The sequence below is a fragment of the Advenella mimigardefordensis DPN7 genome (assembly GCF_000521505.1).
Lineage (GTDB): Bacteria > Pseudomonadota > Gammaproteobacteria > Burkholderiales > Burkholderiaceae_B > Advenella > Advenella mimigardefordensis.
In genome coordinates, this window is record NZ_CP003915.1 from 1462890 (window position 1) to 1482756 (window position 19867).

Annotated in this window: 15 protein-coding genes, 2 tRNA genes and 1 pseudogene; 8 read left to right on the top strand and 10 right to left on the bottom strand. The window is 51.4% G+C overall.

Annotated features, from left to right (window positions below):
• Nucleotides 1-3 precede the first annotated feature (3 nt).
• The 4 genes from MIM_RS06810 to MIM_RS06825 all read right to left on the bottom strand — a co-directional run bounded on the left by MIM_RS06810 (nt 4) and on the right by MIM_RS06825 (nt 5511).
• On the bottom strand, nt 4-2121 hold the full coding sequence (locus tag MIM_RS06810) for a TonB-dependent siderophore receptor (RefSeq protein WP_222836920.1): 2118 nt from the start codon (nt 2119-2121) through the stop codon (nt 4-6).
• 287 nt (nt 2122-2408) lie between these two features.
• On the bottom strand, nt 2409-3347 hold the full coding sequence (locus MIM_RS06815) for a LysR family transcriptional regulator (RefSeq protein ID WP_025372012.1): 939 nt from the start codon (nt 3345-3347) through the stop codon (nt 2409-2411).
• Between the two features lie 218 nt (nt 3348-3565).
• Nucleotides 3566-4495: a pyridoxal-phosphate dependent enzyme gene (locus tag MIM_RS06820; RefSeq protein ID WP_025372013.1), complete on the bottom strand. Its 930-nt coding sequence runs from the start codon at nt 4493-4495 to the stop codon at nt 3566-3568.
• 59 nt (nt 4496-4554) lie between these two features.
• Entirely contained in the window at nt 4555-5511 is a 957-nt protein-coding gene (locus MIM_RS06825) for a DMT family transporter (RefSeq protein WP_222836921.1), read from the bottom strand.
• A gap of 309 nt (nt 5512-5820) precedes the next feature.
• On the opposite strand from MIM_RS06825, the gene MIM_RS06830 reads away from it, so the two are divergent.
• Nucleotides 5821-6117, top strand: a complete 297-nt coding sequence (locus MIM_RS06830; RefSeq protein WP_025372015.1) for a type II toxin-antitoxin system TacA family antitoxin — start codon at nt 5821-5823, stop codon at nt 6115-6117.
• 164 nt (nt 6118-6281) lie between these two features.
• Nucleotides 6282-7532 carry a hypothetical protein gene (locus tag MIM_RS06835; RefSeq protein ID WP_025372016.1) on the top strand — a complete coding sequence of 417 codons (1251 nt, stop codon included), beginning with the start codon at nt 6282-6284 and terminating at the stop codon, nt 7530-7532.
• 780 nt (nt 7533-8312) lie between these two features.
• Here the strand turns inward: MIM_RS06835 and MIM_RS06845 are convergent.
• Nucleotides 8313-9575 carry an ApeA N-terminal domain 1-containing protein gene (locus MIM_RS06845; RefSeq protein ID WP_158318704.1) on the bottom strand — a complete coding sequence of 421 codons (1263 nt, stop codon included), beginning with the start codon at nt 9573-9575 and terminating at the stop codon, nt 8313-8315.
• A 400-nt stretch (nt 9576-9975) separates the two neighbouring features.
• Here MIM_RS06845 and MIM_RS06850 point away from each other — a divergent pair.
• Nucleotides 9976-11168: pseudogene (locus MIM_RS06850) on the top strand (ISL3 family transposase).
• A gap of 126 nt (nt 11169-11294) precedes the next feature.
• On the opposite strand, the gene MIM_RS06855 reads toward MIM_RS06850, so the two are convergent.
• Nucleotides 11295-11372: transfer RNA gene (locus MIM_RS06855), tRNA-Arg, on the bottom strand.
• A gap of 291 nt (nt 11373-11663) precedes the next feature.
• Here MIM_RS06855 and MIM_RS06860 point away from each other — a divergent pair.
• Entirely contained in the window at nt 11664-12116 is a 453-nt protein-coding gene (locus MIM_RS06860; protein WP_222836924.1) for a hemerythrin domain-containing protein, read from the top strand.
• 220 nt (nt 12117-12336) lie between these two features.
• On the opposite strand, the gene MIM_RS22425 is transcribed toward MIM_RS06860, so the two are convergent.
• The gene (locus tag MIM_RS22425; protein ID WP_407638135.1) at nt 12337-12474 is read right to left on the bottom strand and encodes an entericidin A/B family lipoprotein; all 138 of its coding nucleotides are present in this window, start codon (nt 12472-12474) and stop codon (nt 12337-12339) included.
• A gap of 125 nt (nt 12475-12599) precedes the next feature.
• Nucleotides 12600-13172, bottom strand: a complete 573-nt coding sequence (locus tag MIM_RS06870; protein WP_025372021.1) for a ferritin-like domain-containing protein — start codon at nt 13170-13172, stop codon at nt 12600-12602.
• Between the two features lie 511 nt (nt 13173-13683).
• Here MIM_RS06870 and MIM_RS06880 point away from each other — a divergent pair.
• The 3 genes from MIM_RS06880 to bioA are packed head-to-tail and all read left to right on the top strand — an operon-like array spanning nt 13684 to nt 16853.
• Nucleotides 13684-14844, top strand: coding sequence for an aminotransferase class I/II-fold pyridoxal phosphate-dependent enzyme (locus tag MIM_RS06880; protein WP_025372022.1), 1161 nt, complete (start codon nt 13684-13686; stop codon nt 14842-14844).
• Nucleotides 14845-14846: 2 nt separating this feature from the next.
• Nucleotides 14847-15467 (top strand): dethiobiotin synthase, encoded by a 621-nt coding sequence (gene bioD, locus MIM_RS06885; RefSeq protein ID WP_025372023.1) that lies wholly within the window; start codon nt 14847-14849, stop codon nt 15465-15467.
• Between the two features lie 36 nt (nt 15468-15503).
• Nucleotides 15504-16853, top strand: a complete 1350-nt coding sequence (bioA, locus tag MIM_RS06890) for an adenosylmethionine--8-amino-7-oxononanoate transaminase (protein ID WP_042071063.1) — start codon at nt 15504-15506, stop codon at nt 16851-16853.
• Nucleotides 16854-16970: 117 nt separating this feature from the next.
• Here the strand turns inward: bioA and MIM_RS06895 are convergent.
• Together MIM_RS06895 and MIM_RS06900 are read right to left on the bottom strand one after the other, a co-directional pair.
• Nucleotides 16971-17064: transfer RNA gene (locus tag MIM_RS06895), tRNA-Ser, on the bottom strand.
• A gap of 163 nt (nt 17065-17227) precedes the next feature.
• Nucleotides 17228-18490: an aspartate kinase gene (locus MIM_RS06900; RefSeq protein ID WP_025372025.1), complete on the bottom strand. Its 1263-nt coding sequence runs from the start codon at nt 18488-18490 to the stop codon at nt 17228-17230.
• A gap of 192 nt (nt 18491-18682) precedes the next feature.
• Here MIM_RS06900 and MIM_RS06905 point away from each other — a divergent pair, with 192 nt between their 5' ends.
• Nucleotides 18683-19627: a 2-hydroxyacid dehydrogenase gene (locus tag MIM_RS06905; RefSeq protein WP_025372026.1), complete on the top strand. Its 945-nt coding sequence runs from the start codon at nt 18683-18685 to the stop codon at nt 19625-19627.
• Nucleotides 19628-19867: the final 240 nt, after the last annotated feature.

Consider the following 19867-nt stretch of genomic DNA (forward strand, 5'->3'; position numbering starts at 1 on the left):
TAATCAAAAGCGTACGCTCGCCGATAGGCTTGCGTTGAACGGCTCGCCGTAAACGTTGCCGTAGCGGCTGGAGCCTAAGGAGGAGGTGAAATAGGTGCGATCAAACAGGTTGCGCAGGTTCAACTGCAGCGTGACCGGATTTTTCGCGGCGATCGTGTAGGTGGCAAAGGCATCAACAACCGCATAGCCTGGCAGGAAGTAGCTGTTGTCATTAATGCCGGGGCGCTTGCTGGCTCCGCGGATACCGGCACCGAATTTCAGCTGATCGCCATTACTCAATGTGCCGAAATCGTAGGATGCGAACAGCGTAGCGGTATGGCGTGCCACGTTGACAGGTCGTTTCCCGGTATAGTCGGGGTCGTCCTTGATTTTGGCATCGGTAAAACCATAACTGGCAATAACGCTGATGTTGTCAGTCAGCTGACCGTTAATATCCAGTTCTATACCGCGGGAGCGGACTTTACCCGCCGCGCGCGTCACAATGGAGCCGTTGACTGTTTCGAAGTAACTGACATTCTTTTTGTCGGTCGTGTAGGCCGCCAGGTTAACGCTCAGGCCGCGTGCCAGTTCCCACTTGGCACCCAGTTCGTAGGTCAGGCCTTCTTCCGGCGGCAAATCTCCGATATTGCTGGAGAAGGATGATTGGGGTCGGAAACTCTTGGCAATATTGGCATACAGCGACAGGGCGGGCGTGGCTTTATACACTGCGCCAATCCGCGGAACGAATTTCCCGCCCGACGTGTCTGTATTGGTCACGAAAGGACGGCCGCGTCCCGACACCTGATGGTATCGCTGGTAACGCATGCCGCCCACCAGGATCCACTTGTCATTCAGATGCACGGAGTCCTGAATATAGATAGAAGGAGAAGTTAGCCGCTCATATTGATCGCTGTCGGAGGCGACCACGCGTGTGCACGGCTGCACGGTTCCGTATTCCGGATTATGAATGTTAAAGCTGACCGCTGCCGTGCAACGAATCATATCCGACCGCAGAATCTTGTGGTAATCGTATTCGGCACCCAGCAACAGTTCGTGTTTCATGCCGGCGAGCATGGCCGATCCTACGAGATCCAGACGTGCAGAATGGCCCACCATTTCTGAACCCTGCGTCGCATCGACCCGGCGCGTGACGTCACCGGTGGCAGAATCGTAGGCCATCACTCTGGCCTGGTTGTCGGTATAGCTATCGGTACTGTAACTGTAGTTGAACGCCAGCCGCCAGTCGGAGGACAGTTCATGTTCAATATTGAGCGTTGCCAGGGTGCTATGGCCATCGGTAATATTGAAGGGCTCGTCCAGACGGGTGCGGCGATTCAATGGAATAGGGCCGCCAGCGTCGATGTCCCAGATGGTGCCCCGGTCAAATGGCTGCTGGTAATTCTGGTACATATAGGAAGCGGTTACGACGGTTTTTTCGCCGAACCAGCTTAATGAGGGGGCGATCAGCCAGTCCTTATTCCGGCCGAAGTTGCGCCAGTATTTTGTGTTGTTATAGCTGCCGATAAGGCGATAGGCCAGCGGCGTGTCTTTGATCGGACCGGTCACATCAAATGACGCACCGGCGCCGCCGAAGCTACTGGGCGAAATGGTTGCCTGACCGCTGAATTCGCGTTCAGGGCGCCTGGTGACTAAATTGATCGCGCCGCCCGGGTCCAGAATGCCGAACAGCGTTGAGGCCGGCCCCTTAAGTACCTCGACCCTCTCGGTGGTTGCGTTGAAACTGCGGGGCAATACGGTTTTCATGCCATTGGTGAGCATGGCATTGTCCCGGTTCTGGCCAAAACCCCGGCGAATAAAGGCATCCTGCGTTCCGCCCAGGGTATTTGTTTGTGAGATGCCGCTGACATTGGACAGCACGTCGTCCAGCGACCGCGCACCCTGATCCTGTAATACCTCATGGGTTACAACGTTTACAGATTGCGGAATATCCAGCAGTGGGGCGTCTGTACGCAGGGCAGAAGAGGGTGCGATGGCCTGATAACCGGTTTCTGCTTCACTGGTTGCGGTGATGGCCTCGAGCTTGACGGCTGCGGTTGTTTGAGCGCTGACGCAGGCAGACCACAGCGTACTCAGGACAAATACTGTGCGGCAATTTATTTGGGAAAATCTATTTTTAGCCACATTCACGGCAATCTATCCTTATTCAGACTATATCATAATATAAATGGTAATGAGAATGATTGTAAATTGCATGTTTGTAGTAGTAAATGTTCGAAGGTGGGGGGTGTGGTAGGGATGCAGAAGGTGTACGCGAATCCGCTATTTTGATAGATTTGGGCGCTGTTTCCCGTTGCTGGTATTACTTTTGAAATATTAAAAACGGCGCTTACTACTACTTTTTGTGGAAAACAGCCTGTTTTATTTGCTTTATAGTGCGGGCGGAATTGTCCAAATTGCTGTTGGCCGCACTATGAAAAATACTGCGTATCTGCCGCAATTTGCGGGCAAATATGCAATTCTACCCAGTCGAGCCAGGCGCGTGTTTTCGCATCCATGTAATGCCGGGACGGCCTTAAGGAGTAAACGCCGATGTCCGGGGATCGCCAGTCGGGCAGAATACGTTGCAGGCGTCCGGATTTGACTGAATCAATTACAGAAAATAACGGCAACAGGGTAATGCCCGCGCCACGCAACACCACATCTAACAGTAACTCCGGTGTGTCGGCAATTAATCTGCCATTGATATCAACGTGTTTTATGGAAGCATCCCGGTTCATTAAACGCCAGCCGGCGGTAATGGAGGGATTGATCAGCCGGACGCAGGAGTAGCGGTGAAGATCTTCTGGTGTTGTCGGTGTGCCGTGTTGTTTAAGATAAGCCGGTGAGGCACATAATATTGAAAACGTGGTGCCTATTCTGCGGGCAACGAGGCCTGAGTCGCCCAGCGATTCGGCCAGATAAAGGCTTACATCAACGCCTCTTGAGAGCAAATCCGGCACATATTGTGATGTGCTGTATTCCACCGTGAGTTGCGGGTGGCTGCCACAGAAGTCTGCCATAACCGGCGCAACATAATGTTGACCAAAATTCGCCATGCATTGCACACGTAATCGACCTTGTGGCGTTGCTGCCGTACCTGCTGCCTGCGCTTCGGCTTCGTCAACCAGACTCACTATTTCCCTGCAGCGTTCCGCAAAGTTGGCCCCGATATCGGTCAGAATGCGTTTTCTGGTGGTGCGCTGCAGCAATGACGCGCCAACGCGTTTTTCCAGCTCGGATACCAGGCGTGATATCTGAGCCGTCGTGAGATCCATTTGTTCAGCGGCTGCTGTGAAACTGCCGCTGTCTATGACTTTTATAAACGCATGCATTGCATGCAAAAGCCCACCATCCAGATTTTTGCGCATAACGTAATCATTTAATAATGTAGTAATTACTATTACATTATATTCAAAGATGACGATTGAAATGATGGCGGCTGGTGTTTCATTGCGTGCATTTCGTACGAAATATTTACATGGTTTGTTTGATCGACTCGAACATCAATCATCGTGCGATGCCTGTTACGAACAGGAAACGCACCGCCGAACATGCGATGAGCATGTTCGATGACACCTGCGCACCCTCAGCTTGAAAGCTGTTTTTTCCAGTTCTGTATTTGCATGGGATTCGCCGTCGCCCCACCACAGACAATCACTAGCGGGGCCTGAAAATCAGCGAGCAAATCGTGGCTGTGTTCATAAACCGCGGCGAGTGAAGCACCGCAAGCAGGCTCAACCAATAATCGATGGTCGATCAGAAACTGTTCGCACGCATTCACTGCTTCAAGATCAGAGACGGTGTGACAGCGAATGTCATGCTTTGTGGTCAATTCAAAGGCATTCGCGCACACTTTCTTCGCGCCAAGCGAAGTGGCTATACTGGTTATGGCTTCCAGCTCAATGAGATGACCGGCGCTAACAGAACGTGCGAGTGAGTCAGCTCCCTGGGTTTCAATGGCAACTACCGGAATATGCGCCAGCCCATTGCGAAGCAGGCCTTCGACTACACCCGACAGAAGCCCGCCGCCGCCAACAGAAAGGACAACACAATCGAAATGGGCTTTGGCGGCGACCACTTCATCAATCATGCTGGCGTGGCCGGACCACATGAAGGGATCGTCAAAGGGATGAACAAAAGCCACAGAAGGGTCTTCAAGCATGGATTGCGCCAGTGCATTGGCTTCCATCCACGAAGATCCATGTACGATCACTTTGGCACTTTCCTGGGCAATTAATTTTTTAGCGTGATCGGTTGTTGATTCAGGCACGACCACCGTTACTGGAATCGATAACTGTCTGCCCGCGTACGCAACAGCAATACCGGCATTACCACCCGACGAAGAAACAAATGTTGATTTACCCTGTTGCGCAAAGCGCTCACAAACCGCACCCACGCCGCGTAGCTTAAACGACCCGGATGGCTGTAAGGCATCGAGTTTTAGTAAGACAGATTTTCCACTCAATATGCTTAAGGCGCGGGAGTGTACGAGTGGCGTATTAATATGAAGAGGCATTTTTTAAACTCAAAGTATTCAACGATGTATTTTGACTATTTATTTCCAAGTCTATCTTGCTAGACCGGATTTGTCCGCTTGGTCAGCGAAGCTGAGATTTGATCCCAGTTATAGGCAGTGAGGCCGGCCAAAATTGCCGCAAGCCCGGCAGCGTGGTAATAGTGAATGGTTTCACCAAGAAATAACGTTGATAAAACCACGCCATAAAGTGGTATGAGGTGAATATATACTCCGGCGCGTGCACTTCCTATTCGGGCGACGCCAGTCATATACAGGAAGGTAGCCGCGAGAGAGGCAGCAATGGCGACATATAACATAGCCGATACCGATCCGACTGTCCATATGACCCTGAGCCCGGAGGCGTATTCCCATGCAAAAAAGGGCGCGAGGAAAAGCGTCGCTATCAATAACTGAAATCCAAATAGCCCTATGCGATTGACGTCAGCAGGAATGTAGCGCAGCCATAAGGAATAAAATGTAAAGCAAATCATCCCCAGAAAAACGATCAGATCGCCGTGTGAAAACTGTAGTGAAATCAGGCGGGAGAAATCGCCGTGCAGGATGATTGTTAGCACACCCACACAGGAAATGATCAAACCGGCAGCCTGATTGATACGCAGTTTGTGTCCATAAAGCATGGTGGCCAATATTACAATCAGTACAGGGATGGTTGAGTTAAGCAGCAGGCCATTGGAGGCCACGGTTGACTGTAACCCGACATAGATGCACAGATTGAATCCCGCCAGACCCGTTAGTGCTGTGCCGATCAGATGCCAGCGTAATGCCCGGTATTGGGCAAAATACTGATACATCGGCCGGTAGCAAAAAGGCAGCAGGCATAGCAAGGCGATTAAATGCCGAGCGAAGGCGAGTGTCATCGGTGGGATGTCATGGCGGATATATCGCCCAATAACAAAATTGCCCGCCCAGAGCAGCGGAGGGACGAGTAACGGTCCCCAGTTCAATATGCCAGTGAGTAGGTCTGATCTTTTTGCTTCGTCGTGGCTGTTGAACACGTCCGTGCTCCGCATTTAATAGTGAATGGGTATTTTAATTAAACCAAATGCCGTAACAATAGATGTTTTAGTAAATTTTATTTGCGGTAAACGTAATAATATGATGTGTTTGGGGCGTTGAGGAATAGGTAAATATTAAATATGGTGTAGAAGGTGGTTAGCCTGCGTCGTAATTTTTTGCCGGAAAAGGCGATGGCCGGGTGTGCAGGCGACGGCTGACGGTGGGAGCGGCACTGGTATCCTGATTTATTCGGACAAATGGCGCACGAAAAATTATAGAATATGAAGCTATTCCGTGTGAGGTTGCCAATGTCGTCTGTACCAGAAACCAAAGAAAAATTGCGCGATGCGCGTCTGGTGTTGCGCTTATCCAGCGATCAGAAAGACTTTTTCCAACGTGCTGCTGACCTGACTGGCCGCACTCTGAGTGAATTTGTTATCGACAGTGCACAAGTAGCTGCAGAAAAGGTCGTACAAGAGTACGAAAATATCCGCCTGAGTCGCGCCGAACAGGTGGCGTTCGTGAACGCGCTGCTTACCCCGGCAGAACCAGGGACACGTCTGCAAAAGGCCGTCCGGAGCTACCGTAAGAAGGCGGGGTTTTGATTAAGGCTGTTGGAATGGCGAAGTGAATCGAGTTTAGTGAGGGGAATCCCCTCATTTTTAGCAGAATACATCTGTAGAATGGAAACGATCAGGTCGACAACATATGAATCTCGACATGAACCAAAAATGGTCGAGTCAAACAATTACTAAACCACGGACTGCTTATGCTAACTGATGAGCAAATTGATTTGTTGATGAAGTTTCGGTTGACCGCACGCCGTTTGGAGAAACGAAAGAAAGACAGACGAAGGCCGCAACAGCGTTTAGCCCCTAAGCATAAACAAGATAACCCCAAGTCTGGTAGCCCCCAACTGCCCAAATCTCAATTTGGGCCTATCTTGGCTGCCGGCCGTCCTGAATGGCTTAATAAGGGTGAGCATCATCGGTATTTCCCCCCGGCAACTGGTGAGCAGCAAGAGTGCAACCAATGGTTCAAGTCAAAATATCAGCCCACTTCGGCAGATCTGAGCTATGTTGGGCGCATTCACATTAGTGGGTCAATGCCAACAATTAAAGAAGCATTCCCAGGGATGAAAGATCCGAAGCAAAATCCCGACTACATTCGAAAACGCAGCAATCATTCAAAAGACACCACCCCATTTTTCGTTAAAAGTATCGACAATAACGTCTTGTATTGCTTTCAGAGGGGGCGGATCGCTTGGTTCAAGTTTCCTGGAAGCACAAAAGAGCAATTTATCCCATGCTGGTTGTCGGCACATGATTTTTATTTCCCGGAAACTGGTAAAAAATTTTTCAAATATAACTTTATCGATTGGCACATGGAAGCATCGATGGATCCTTTTGTCAAAGATGGATTAATTGAAATCTGGGTCAGAAAGCCTTCTCTTGTGAGATTTGATGGCCAAACTCCAATAAAAAAAGCACAGAAAAAGAAAAAAATTAATATTGTTTCCAGCCTCTCTGGGTTAGAGAGGAAGGAGGGCATTGAAAAAGGCGCCAATGCCGAAAATGCAACAGAGGCAAAAGTCACATTCAAAAGAATTAAAAAACCTCAGAAAGTCAGACCGCATGTCGTCGGCCAAAACTCCATTGACAAAGCACTGCTGGAAAAAGAAGTGCGCGGTACGTTTCGCGTAATTTGGTGTGAGCGATGTCGAGGTGGTGAGTTAGATCACTGTCCAGAATGTGACGGAACAGGGTTCAAGAAGGTCTATGGTGCCGCGGAACCTAAGATCTCTAACATTAAGCTCTCACACCGGCCTGCTGCGGTTGGGAGTCTTAACATTCCCCATGGTCACTTCAAAAATGCTGAACAATCCAGTTCAAATGGCGCCGGCGATCATGCGTCGATCGGAAGAAGCGATCCACTAGATAAAAGCAGAGGAATGGGCTACAGCGCTAGAGATAATGGTCTATATGGGTCTATTCCGTCATATGATGATTTTGAAGAGTAGTAACCCTTAACGCGGGCTGACTTTTCATGTGGCGCGCGTCTTCGGTAAATTGCCAATACCTGGAATGATGCCTCGTCTCGTTTTTCGCTACATTGATGTTCGGAGCAAAAAGAAAACGTTGGCAAAGACGAGATTATCGGTTAGAAAAAATGCAAGGTCATCGGAGGTCGGGTGACGGCGCATCGGGAAATCAAGGTGCTACCGGAGCGGATTGATTCCCTGACTCGGATTGGTGTATGAGGAAGGAGCTGGCGGGAAAACAGATTGTTTTTATAATTTTTTATAATCGTTACTCAATTCGAATAGTACAAAAAACCAAAAAGGCCTCCATATGGAGACCCATAATATATGACCAAAGAGTGCGATCAAATTGCCTGGAGGTGCGGACGAAAAGTTGGACTTTATTTCCGAGCGCGCGCGTTCGCCATTAGTCCGGCGAAGAATATCAAGCTATCCATATTGATGTTCGTTGTCCTGCGGCGCACGATGAAATTCAAGCAAAACTTTCGCACGCGAACACTCCGAAGCAAGTTGCGTCTTACGCAAATTCCCTATCCTGCATATAGTCTTTTAAGCATCATTTTTAGGTTAATGAAGGCTGAGATACACATTACACAGGGGCCATACCTGTTGCCCGTGCGCGTTCACACGCATTCGTTAACAGCGGCGACACTGTATGGCAGGTGGGCTGCCAACTTGAACGTCAACCTCGATCTTGGTTTCCGGCAAAAGCGGTAGCCCGGCGACCTATTTCAAGTAACGCATTCATTAATTTTCACTTCAGTCGTCGGGTCCGGGATATGTCGTCAGATCGAGAGCTTCCCTCATCCAATGGTTATGTCGAGTGAGGGAGATCGCCTCCTGTTTCTGGAAGCCGAGGTGCGAGAGAATTTCAAGGTTTGACAATGCCATTAGGAAATCACCATACCGAAACAATAACCATCCCTTCGCGGCCTTAGTCCTAAGATCTGCTGCTGCATGGGCATGATAATGGCGACTGTTCTTAATATGACGAAGAACGTCGTCGGATGGCATCCGATGAAAGGCCCCGGCCCACCGGTCTCTCATTGCTTTCAGTCGATCAATCAGATCTAATTTCTTTCTACCAAAACGCATCTTGTGCAGCTCTTCCAAGGTGGCCACGTTCCAGACAAAATGAAGTACACGGTCTTTACGTTGACGATCAAACGCATGGAAGTAGTGCTGGAGCGGTGCGGGATGCTCCGCCATAAGTTCCATCCACTTGTTTATTAACTCATCGACTTTACTCCCCACTTCATGGGAGTAAATAAGGAACTCGTGTCGGTTTAATTGCTTCTGATTGTTTGAATATGAATCCACATGGTGGATTTTGATGTCCGGTTCATAACTGATTATGGGAGAACTATCATATATTTTCATGTCCTCATAAAACAGACGGTGCTGCATTAAAAACTCAAATAACCGCTTCAGTCGATTCATCATGTCCCAATGGTCATCGAAGATCAACCGCCTGTCGGGCTTGAGTCGATAAATCATCTTTCTAACTATCTCGTAACGCTCGGTACCACTCCGGTCTCCAGCAATTGATGCTCTGTAAGTCCGCTCCAGCGTCACATCGCTGGTTAGAACGGACTCGAACGACTCCCTAGCTTTGAAATGAAGATGCATTTCTTGAGCATCTCCGATCTTCAGATCGAAGCACGGATCGTTTAGCCATTTTTCGCTGCCTGGTAAACGAAACTCACAGCAATAGCCACCAACATCTTCCCGGATACAACCCATCGCCACCAAAGTCGAACTCACACGAGAAGACAGAATTTCCCCTTTTCCATCTCGGGTCCAGGAATCGTAACAATTTAAAAGCGTGGCCTGGTTGTAGCGCCCTTGTAGACGGGCAAAGATTGTCGCATCTTCCAATAGGTCATCGTCAAGTTGATCGCGAAGCCGGATCGTAGCGCCATTCTTATCGAGGGTCATCACTCCCTCCACTGCGCTATTCTCGCCCATGTGCGGTAGCCAAAAGCGCCCTAGATAGGTTTTGTCCGCATCGCAATCAGCCAATTTCCATCTCCCACAAGTGCCCCCATTTACTTCTTTCTACGCTCAATTCACCGACTCTGGCTGTCTATTGTATCGAAGAGAGTCATCGATAGCCATTTTTCGTGGCGGCCAGTCAATTTACCGTCAAAGGCCCCATCACACCCGCTGCCCAGACATTATGCTGTTTGTGAATGCGCTCGTGCTAATTGAGTTGAAAAAAGCCTACTAACGTCAGCTTAACCTTTGATGTACGTGAAAAGCGAGGCAGGATCACTACCAGTGACCAACACTTCAACGATGGCTTGTTGCTCGTAAATCCCGCGCTCCAAGGGGGCGTCTGGGCTCTTCATCATAAACGGGGGACAAGCGGTATTCATTAAACTTGTTTTTGCAAGAACGAGGTTTAATGGAAGTAATACCGATGTCCCCCGTAAATTCTATCCTAGGATTGACTGGCGTTGTAGTCGAGCGTGTGCAACACCAGCGAGATATTCATGTCTGGGCCCGGCCTGGACAGCGCCCGCCCTGCCTGCATTGCCGGCATAAAACCGTGCGTATCAAGGCAACCTACCAGCGCACGCTCAAGCACACGCGCCAGGGCAATCGGCTGATGATTGTGCACCTTAGCGTGCCTAAATACCACTGCTCCACCTGCAATCGCTACTTTCGACACCGTTTTACAGGGATTGAACCGCGTCGCCGTGCGACGCAGGCGTACCGGATAGAGGTCTTTGAAGCCCACGACGGCGGCGTCAGCCAGCGCAAACTGACTCGTACGCACCGCATTGGCAGCGCCACGGTCGAGCGCTGTTATCAGTCGTTCGTTAAGCAGCGGGTCTCGGAGTTGTCCGGGCGAAGCTGCCCGCAGATACTGGGCATCGATGAGCATTTTTTCAGCCGCAAGCACGGCTACGCGACCACGCTGGTCGATTTGAAGAACCACAAGGTGTTCGATGTGGTGCTGGGGCGCTCAGAGGCCAGCCTGCGCAGCTTTCTGAAGCGCCTGCCCGGCAAGGAACAGGTACGAATCATTGTGATGGATTTGTCCGAAACGTACCGCCAGATCGCCCGGCAGTATTTTCCGAACGCGATCATTGTGGCGGACCGGTTTCATGTGATTCGGCTGGTGAATCAGCATTTTATGCAGATCTGGAAGCAACATGATCCTGTCGGGCGCAGAAACCGAGGCCTGATCAGTCTGATGCGCCGTCATCACTGGAAGCTGAGTCGGGAGCAGAAGGAACGGCTAGAGCACTATCTGGCCCCGTATCCGGTACTCCGGTCACTGTACGCAGCACGCCAGCAATTGAACGGCTTTCTGGTGCAAAAGAATATTCGGGCCAAACAGATTAAAAGACTGCTGCCCCAATTGCTTAAGCTACTGGAGCAACTGGCCAGCAGCCCCGCACGGGCATTGGCTGGCACACTCCAATCATGGCTGGAGCAATTGTGAGGATGTGGCGGTTTTCCAAATCGAACGGCATCACCGAAGGCTTCCATACTAAAATGGAAATGCTATCGCGTCGTGCGTTTGGATTTAGGAATTTTGAGAATTACCGCTTGCGAGTACTGGCACAATGCGGTTGGAATGGAGTGATTAACAGAGTTTGGTGAATGCCCATCCCCCGTTTATGGCGTAGAGCCCACCGTCTTTGAAAACATTGCGGATATGGCGTAGAGCCTTTCCGATTTCAATAGTGCAAAAACAAAAGGCCTCCATATGGAGACCCTAAGTTAATGTGGCGCGCCCGGCAGGATTTGAACCCACGACCCCTTGGTTCGTAGCCAAGTACTCTAATCCAACTGAGCTACGGGCGCGCTGTACTGCAAGAAAAGAATTATGCTTTAAATCTACTGTCAGTGCAAGTAAATTTTGCGCCATATTCTAAAAAATGTTGAGTTCAGGCGACAAAGGTACGATTTTGGTCTTTTTTGTTAGAAAAATGTTGCTTTTTGGCAACGTGATGTGTTGCATATTTAATTGGGTTAAGGCTAGATGAGAAGGTGATTGAGAGCAGGTGAGTGTGCTGGCGGTCACTTTATGGCTTCGTAGCTGCCATCGCGTATGGTACGCAAAGCCCCGAAAAATCGACAACATGAAAGGGACCAATGATGGAAACGGTTTATGATGCACTGCGCGAAAGCCACGAAACGCAACGTAGTCTCTGCATGCGACTGCTCCGCAGCAAACCTGGTACTAATAGTCGGGACAACATCTTCAGGGAACTGTATATTGAGCTTGAAGCACATGCAGCCGCAGAAGAACGATTTTTGTATGCGCCCATTCTGATGGACGATAACGGCTTGTCGCCGTCGCGCCATGCTCTGGCTGAGCACCATGAGATCGAGGAAATGCTGGAGGAGTTGCAGTCCGAGCCGTCCAACTCGCCCGGGTGGCTGGCGCAGGCCAAGGCACTTTCCAAAAAAGTGCATCATCATTTGCGCGAAGAGGAAAAGAAATTCTTTCAGGTTTCAGGAAAAATTCTGACCGATGCGCAAAAGACGAAACTGGCAAAGCAATATCGTCGGGATTTTGAGCGCATGAAGAAGGTGCTTGCCTGAGGTTCGATCACACTAAGGCTATAACAACAGATAGCTGGCATGGCTCCTGTACATGCGCAGTAGGGCGCAATGGCAGAATATTAAATGAACTAGTGCATATAAAAAAGCTGCCTTGTGCAATACATACGCCCGGTATACATGCACAACGCAGCTTTTGGTCAATAACTAAGGTTTTCCTCTGATGATAAAGCAGGGGACAGCCTGATGAGATTGACGTTTTTTATTTATGGCGATCAGCAGCGCCGGTAATGGCAGCACCACCACGTTGTATATCCTGTCCTGCGCCGGAAATGGTATTGCATGCAGCCAGGCCGAGTAGAGATACCAGTACAGCAATAAGTCCCAATTTTTTCATCATTTATTCTCCTGTGTCGGTCTAATTACAAAGACAAACGTGATATTCCGCGATTGCGAATGAACTGTCAACGGCCAATTTACCATTGCTGGAAAATATTTCCGGAAATGTTATTTCAGTGCACTACGTCACTTGGTAACAACCGAGAGCATCCAGTCGCTCAGTTCGTCGGCATGTTCTTCTTCGTCGTTCAGAATACCTTCCAGAAGGCGCCGGGTTGTTGGGTCCTTGTCGCCGATCAACTCGATCATTTGCGTATAGGATTCAATGGCGACACGCTCGGCAATCAGATTTGATTTGATCATCTCATGCAGACCGGCATCGTCATTGTAGTCAGCGTGGCTGCGGGCTAATAACGTATTTGGAGAAAAATCAGGTTCGCCCCCCAGTTGTACAATGCGTTTGGCAAGTGCGTCGGCATGCGCCGATTCTTCATTGGCGTGTACCAGGAATTCATCGGCAATGGCGGGAGACTCCAGGCCGGTCGCGGTAAAGTGGTGGCGCTTATAGCGCAAAATACAGACGATTTCTGTTGCCAGGGCATCGTTCAGCAGGCGTACGATGTCTTCACGCCAGGGATTGTCTTGCGCAATAACGGCGCCGTCATCCAGGCTTTTCTTGGCTCTTTCAATGGCCGCCTTGTTCAGTTTCAGTTGATTCGCAGTGCTTTTTTTTGCAGTTGCTTTGCTCTTTTCTTTCATAATAACTCCTGTCTTTAAATAACAATTTAATAAGGAATATCTAATTCAGAATAGTGTCAGATAGAATGCATACCGGCCGAGAATCTATGTTGAAATAATAACATTAATAGCCAAAATGAAAAATTGCTGATGCAGAAGCGGTGATCATATTTCAGTTGTTATGGCGATGCCATTGCAATGTTTTGCAATTGCGCCTGATGGCTGGTCTTTCGGTTTCAATTACAGGAATAACGCACGCAGAATACCGAAATCGGACCCGCGCAAGCCCGTCGTTGGCATCAGGCAGGTTTTCAATGAACCAGAGCAGATCGGTCTGCCAGCAATCCCTGCTTTATTTTCATTTTTCATATCTTCATTGAATATCGCGTTACATCGTCTATTTTTCGTCTATTTCCAATTTTTTTTAAATTTCATTTGCGATGCCTTCTTCTTAGAATAGGGTTTGAACGTCGCATATGCCCGGTTGGTGCCGGGAGGTTCATGTTTGCGACAATGCGTCAGGTATCGCTCCATGTATCATTTTTACGATCAGTATTGTCTTGAGCAAGCCGGTAAAAGCCGGTTGCGCATATTGCCACCGGTAGATAGTTCCGTCTCGCTCGATTTTTCCAGCAATGACTATCTCGGCCTGGCCACGCATCCCGACGTGGTGAATGCCGCTATTGAGGCCGCTCGCCAATATGGTGCCGGTTCTACCGGATCCCGGCTGCTGTCCGGAAACTACAAATTAATTGAAGCCTTTGAAAGGCAGATCGCCCGGGACAAGCACACCGAGGCTGCGCTTGTATTCAGTTCGGGGTATCAGGCCAATATGACTGTACTGGCCAGTTTGCTGAGTCGGCGGGTGCTGCCGGCGCCACCGCTGGTTTTTTTCGATCGGCTTAATCATTCCAGTCTCTATAACGCGATGTTTTTATCGGGGGTGGAATATGTGTTGTTCGATCACAATGACATGGACGACTTGCGCCGTCAGTTGCAAAAGTACCGCGTATCGTCCCGGCCTGCCTTTATCGTCACCGAGACGGTTCACGGGATGGAAGGGGATTTGTTGCCGCTCGCGCAGCTGGTTGATATTGCCGCCGGCTACAACTGTTTTCTGTATCTGGACGAAGCGCATGCTACCGGTTTATATGGGCCGCAGGGTTATGGCTTGTCCACAACGGTTGATTTATCTCCGGTGCCGCATATGGTGATGGGGACATTCAGCAAGGCGATCGGCGGTGCCGGAGCATACGTTGCCTGCAATGCAGTTATGCAGCAGTTCATGTTGAACAGAACGGCCGGCTTTATTTATTCAACGGCACCGTCGCCCATGAGCGTGGCGGCTGCAGCGCAGGCTTGGCGCATGATTCCGGCGCTGGCCGGACAACGCCAGCAGGTATTTGCCATGGCCGATTTGTTGCGCCGGATGTTGCGCGCCAACTGTATAACGGTGATGGGTGACGGTACCAATATTGTGCCGGTATGTCTGGGAGATGAGTCCGATACGCTGGCCTTGAAAAAAGCCTTGCTGGAAGACGGCATGATGGTGTCTGCTATTCGGCCACCCACCGTCCCCACGGGTACGTCCCGCTTGCGTATTGCAATTAACGCGCTTCATGACCGCGCCAGCGTGAACCAACTGGCCGAGGGCATTGTGCGGCACCTGGCCGCTCCGATGGCGGAGGGCTGAGCATGCGTATTTTTGTGACCGGAACCGATACCAATGTGGGCAAGACGCTGGCGTCTGCCTGGCTGTGCCGGCATTTTGCATGCGACTATTTCAAGCCGGTGCAGGCGGGTTTGCTGCCCATGACCGACAGTGAATGGGTACAGCGCTATGCCGATTGTCATACTCACCCGGAAGTCTACCGTCTGCACGAACCTGCTTCACCGCATTATGCGGCACGTCTGGAAGGCAGGGAGCTTGTACTGAAAGAAATCAAGCTGCCCGCCGCACAGCGGCTGGTGGTAGAGGGGGCCGGTGGTGTCATGGTCCCGCTCGCTACGGGGTGTCTGATGATCGATCTGATCGACCATCTGGGGCTACCCGTTTTGCTGGTCGCGTCTACCAAGCTGGGAACGCTGAACCATACCTTGCTGACTTTGCAGGCGTTGCGCCAGCGGGAGATCCCCGTGCTGGGCGTGGTGTTGAACGGGCCGCAATGCGACATGACCGCGCAGGCCATTACCGATTTTGGCGAGGTGCCTGTACTGCAACATATACCGGTGTTATCGGGTGGCGTCAGCGCTTCGGCCCTGATGCAGGTCGCGCCGACTGCAGCGCTGAAACGCGCGTTGGGAACAGCAGGATGAACAGAAGAGAGGAATATTTCAGAAATGAATGGTGAAATGAAGCGCAGTAAAATCAAGAACAGTAAAAGCAGAAACGGTAAAAGCAATCGCACGCTGGCAGAGCGGGATAAGGCACTGGTGTGGCATCCGTTCACGCAGGAACATACGGCCGCGCCACGTCTGCCGGTCTCGCATGGACGTGGCCCATGGCTTTTCGATACCGACAATAATGCCTATCTTGATCTGGTATCGAGCTGGTGGGTGAATCTGTTCGGACATGCTTGTGCGCCTATTGCGCAAAGCATTGCCGGGCAGGCAAACCGGCTGGAGCATGTGCTGTTTGCCGGCTGCACGCATGAGCCGGCGGTGCAATTGTGCGAGGCACTCAGTGCCGTGCTGCCTACACAACTGCACAAGTTTTTCTTTTCCGATAACGGTTCAACAGCCGTCGAGGTTGCGCTGAAAATGGCGCACCAGTACTGGCGCAATGCGCATGGGCAGCAGCGCAAGCTGTTTATCGGATTTGAAGGTGGCTATCATGGCGATACCTTCGGTGCCATGTCCGTTGGTGCGCATTGTGGTTATCATGATCAATTCCGTTCCCTGTTTTTTGAATCGGTGGCCGTGCCGTTTCCGGATATCTGGTGGGATGATGCGGATGTGCAAGCCAAGGAGCAGGCCGCGCTGGCGTCACTGGAGGCGGCGCTGAGTCAGCATGCCGGTCAGGTTGCCGCGATGATCATCGAGCCGCTGGTGCAGGGGGCGGCGGGCATGCGGATGTGTCGGCCGCAATTTGTTGCTCGGGCATGTGCGCTGGCCCGGGCGAATGATACGCTGGTGATTTTCGATGAAGTGATGACCGGCTTTGGTCGTACCGGTACGCGTTTTGCATTTGAACAGACAGGCGTCGTGCCGGACTTTTTATGCGTCTCCAAGGGAATCACAGGCGGTTTTCTGCCGCTGGCCCTGACGATCACGGGCGACCCTATCTACGAAGCCTTTTTGTCTGAACAGGCTGAGCGGGCATTTTCTCACGGGCATTCCTACACGGCCAATCCGCTGGCTTGCGCTGCCGCAGTCGCGGCCATGGCATTGCTGGAGAGCGATGAGACGTCTCATGCATTGCAGGTTCTGCCTCAGTGTCACTACGAGGGCTTACAGCAGTTGCAGCAGGAGGTGCCGACAATACGCCATCCTCGCGTGACCGGAACCGTCGCCGCCTTTGATCTGCCGGCGTCGTATCCACAAGCCGCAGGACAGCTGCATCAGCGTTTTCTGGAAAAGGGCCTGTTGATTCGTCCGATTGGGCAGACGGTGTATTTGTTACCGCCCTATGTGATCAGCCAGGCGCAGTTGCAGGCAGCGTATGAAACGATAGGGCAGGTTCTTACTCAGGGGGAGGGGTGAGCTGTAAATACGGTGCAGCGTATGATATTGCAACAGCTTAATAAACATGGGTAGAGATATAGGTTATTAAGCCTGAAAATGAAAAAGCCCTTGAATTTCAAGGGCTTTAAAGTATTTTGGCGGAGACGGAGGGATTCGAACCCTCGATGCAGGTTTAAGCCCACATGCTTCCTTAGCAGGGAAGTGCCTTCAGCCTCTCGGCCACGTCTCCGAACAATCCGAGATTCTAACACGATTTTTGCAGCCGTCGCCACAAAATTTGCGCAAAATGCCTATATAAGATGGAAAAAACGCCAGGATGTGGCAGTAATGCGATGGGCGGGCACGCCTGCCTGTCTCGTCATACTGTGGTAATCCTGGCGCTTAAGCCGCGATCAGGCCTGTGCAGCGTCCTGGTCCAGGCCGAATGCTTTGTGCAGTGCGCGAACGGCCAGTTCCATGTATTTGTCTTCAATCAATACCGATGTCTTGATTTCGCTGGTGCTGATCATCTGGATGTTGACGCCTTCTTTTGCCAGCGTGCTGAACATTTGGCTGGCAACACCGGCGTGTGAACGCATGCCGATACCCACGATAGATACTTTGCACACTTTATCGTCGGTCAGCACTTCGCGGGCACCGACTGCCGGCAGGATGGTATCGGTAAGCAGTTCTGTTGCACGTTTGAATTCGTTGCGGTTGACCGTGAACGAAAAGTCGGTGGTGCCATCAACCGACTGGTTCTGGATGATCATGTCCACGTCGATATTGGCTTTGGCAACGGGGCCCAGAATGGCATAGGCAACACCAGGTTTGTCAGGTACACCCAGCAACGTCAGTTTGGCTTCGTCGCGGCTGAACGCGATACCGGAAATGACAGCGGATTCCATTTTTGAATCTTCCTCAAAGGTAATTAATGTTCCTGAATTTTTCTCTTCCTGCAGGGCAATGGCAGGATCGGTCAGTGATGACAGGACGCGCAAGGGCACTTTATATTTGCCGGCAAATTCGACAGAACGGATCTGCAGAACTTTGGAGCCCAGCGATGCCATTTCCAGCATTTCTTCAAACGAAATGACAGACAGGCGTCGTGCTTCGGGCACCACGCGAGGGTCGGTGGTGTAGACGCCATCGACATCGGTATAGATCAGGCATTCATCGGCGCCGATTGCAGCGGCAATTGCCACGGCTGAGGTATCCGAGCCACCACGGCCCAGCGTCGTGATATGACCGTCCGGGTCAATACCCTGAAAACCGGTAACGATGACAACCCGGCCACTGTCCAGTTCGGCCTTCACGCGTTTGTCGTCGATAGACTTGATGCGTGCCTTGGTGAAAGCGGAGTCGGTTTTGACCGGTACCTGCCAGCCGGTGAAACTGCGGGCTTTGATGCCCTCGGCCTGAAGGGCCAGGGCGAGCAGGGCGCTGCTTGCCTGTTCGCCGGTAGAGGCGAGCATATCAAGTTCACGGCCATCGGGTAAGTCGGAAATTTCCTTGGCCAGCCCCAGCAGGCGATTGGTTTCACCGGACATGGCAGAGGGCACAACGACGACCTGATGGCCGGCGTTGTGCCACTTGGCCACGCGTTTCGCAACATTCTTGATTCGTTCAACGGAGCCCATGGAGGTTCCGCCGTATTTGTGGACTATGAGAGACATCGAATTTGCAATAAAAGTTGCCCGAGTTCGGGAGTAACCCATTATTCTACAACGAGTGCAATATTTATTCTCGAAAATGCCCGCCTGCCGTGGGATTGCGTGATTCGGCGTCCCTTGCGGGCATGTCATGTGATCACAGGCGTGGTATTCTCTTTTTCAGCGGATATCAACACTGTTTTTGAAGAGGGTTATATGGCAACAACCAAAATCGTTCAGGTCGCCAGCGGCACGCCACTGGTCAACAGTCATTTGCAGGAAAATTATGAGGTGCTGGCGCTGTGGGAACAGGCGGACCCGCAGGCGTATCTGGCCGAGCATGGCAAAGGCGTGCGTGGCCTGGTTACCACTGCCGGACATGGATTGAAGAATGAATGGCTTGACAGCCTGCCCGACCTGGGCGTGGTCAGCAGTTTTGGCGTGGGATACGACACGATTGATGCGACTGAACTGAAAAAGCGCGGCATCCAGCTGGGCAATACGCCGGATGTCCTGAATGCATGCGTGGCCGATCTGGCGGTGTGTCTGCTGCTTGGCAGCGCCCGCCAGCTGGTACGGGGCGACCGTTATGTACGGGAAGGACGCTGGCCGACAGAGGGCGCATTTCCGCTGGCGCAGAGCGTGTCGGGCAAGAACGTCGGTATTGTGGGCCTGGGTGGCATCGGGCTGGAAGTGGCGCGCCGCCTGAGCGGTTTTGACTGTGAGATTCGCTACCATAATCGCAAGGCGCGTGCCGATGTGTCCTATGGCTACGAAGCGTCGCTGACCGCCCTGGCTGAGTGGGCCGATTACCTGGTGCTCACATGCGTAGGCGGGCCTGCCACGTATCACCTGATTAATCGTGAGGTGTTGCTTGCTCTGGGGGGCAAGGGAACGGTGGTCAATGTCTCGCGCGGCACGGTGATCGACGAGCAGGCAATGATTGCGTTGCTGCAGCAGGATAAACTGGGGTTCGCGGCGTTGGATGTCTTTGAACACGAGCCGGAAGTGCCGCAGCTGCTGCGTGAGCACGAGCGTGTGACACTGATGCCGCATGCGGCCAGTGCGACTGTGGAAACCCGTCTGAAGATGAGCCAGCGTGTGATCGATAACCTGGACCGGTTCTTTGACACCGGCGAGGTGATCTCCCGGGTTGTGTAGACAGGCATGATCGCGCAGGAGTGACACTGCGTGTGGACATGGCCATAGAACGTCTTATAAATGACATTCTGCAAGACCATTTCGCAGTATCTTGCGGTATCGACTCTTTCGTATAATGAGTTCATGGCCAGTCGCGGCCTGACTGCATATCTTTGCAGGCACCGGACGTGACGGGTCACAGATAACAGGGTTCAGGTCACAGGCGGGACGGTGTTCTTCTTGTGTGCCGGACAAAAATAA

Coding starts and splice junctions, on each gene's coding strand:
- MIM_RS06815 (WP_025372012.1), bottom strand. CDS start 3,347: ATGCGCAAAAATCTGGATGGTGGGCTTTTGCATGCAATGCATGCGTTT.
- MIM_RS06820 (WP_025372013.1), bottom strand. CDS start 4,495: ATGCCTCTTCATATTAATACGCCACTCGTACACTCCCGCGCCTTAAGC.
- MIM_RS06830 (WP_025372015.1), top strand. CDS start 5,821: ATGTCGTCTGTACCAGAAACCAAAGAAAAATTGCGCGATGCGCGTCTG.
- MIM_RS06835 (WP_025372016.1), top strand. CDS start 6,282: ATGCTAACTGATGAGCAAATTGATTTGTTGATGAAGTTTCGGTTGACC.
- MIM_RS06860 (WP_222836924.1), top strand. CDS start 11,664: ATGATGGAAACGGTTTATGATGCACTGCGCGAAAGCCACGAAACGCAA.
- MIM_RS22425 (WP_407638135.1), bottom strand. CDS start 12,474: ATGATGAAAAAATTGGGACTTATTGCTGTACTGGTATCTCTACTCGGC.
- MIM_RS06870 (WP_025372021.1), bottom strand. CDS start 13,172: ATGAAAGAAAAGAGCAAAGCAACTGCAAAAAAAAGCACTGCGAATCAA.
- MIM_RS06880 (WP_025372022.1), top strand. CDS start 13,684: ATGTATCATTTTTACGATCAGTATTGTCTTGAGCAAGCCGGTAAAAGC.
- bioD (WP_025372023.1), top strand. CDS start 14,847: ATGCGTATTTTTGTGACCGGAACCGATACCAATGTGGGCAAGACGCTG.
- bioA (WP_042071063.1), top strand. CDS start 15,504: ATGAAGCGCAGTAAAATCAAGAACAGTAAAAGCAGAAACGGTAAAAGC.
- MIM_RS06900 (WP_025372025.1), bottom strand. CDS start 18,490: ATGTCTCTCATAGTCCACAAATACGGCGGAACCTCCATGGGCTCCGTT.
- MIM_RS06905 (WP_025372026.1), top strand. CDS start 18,683: ATGGCAACAACCAAAATCGTTCAGGTCGCCAGCGGCACGCCACTGGTC.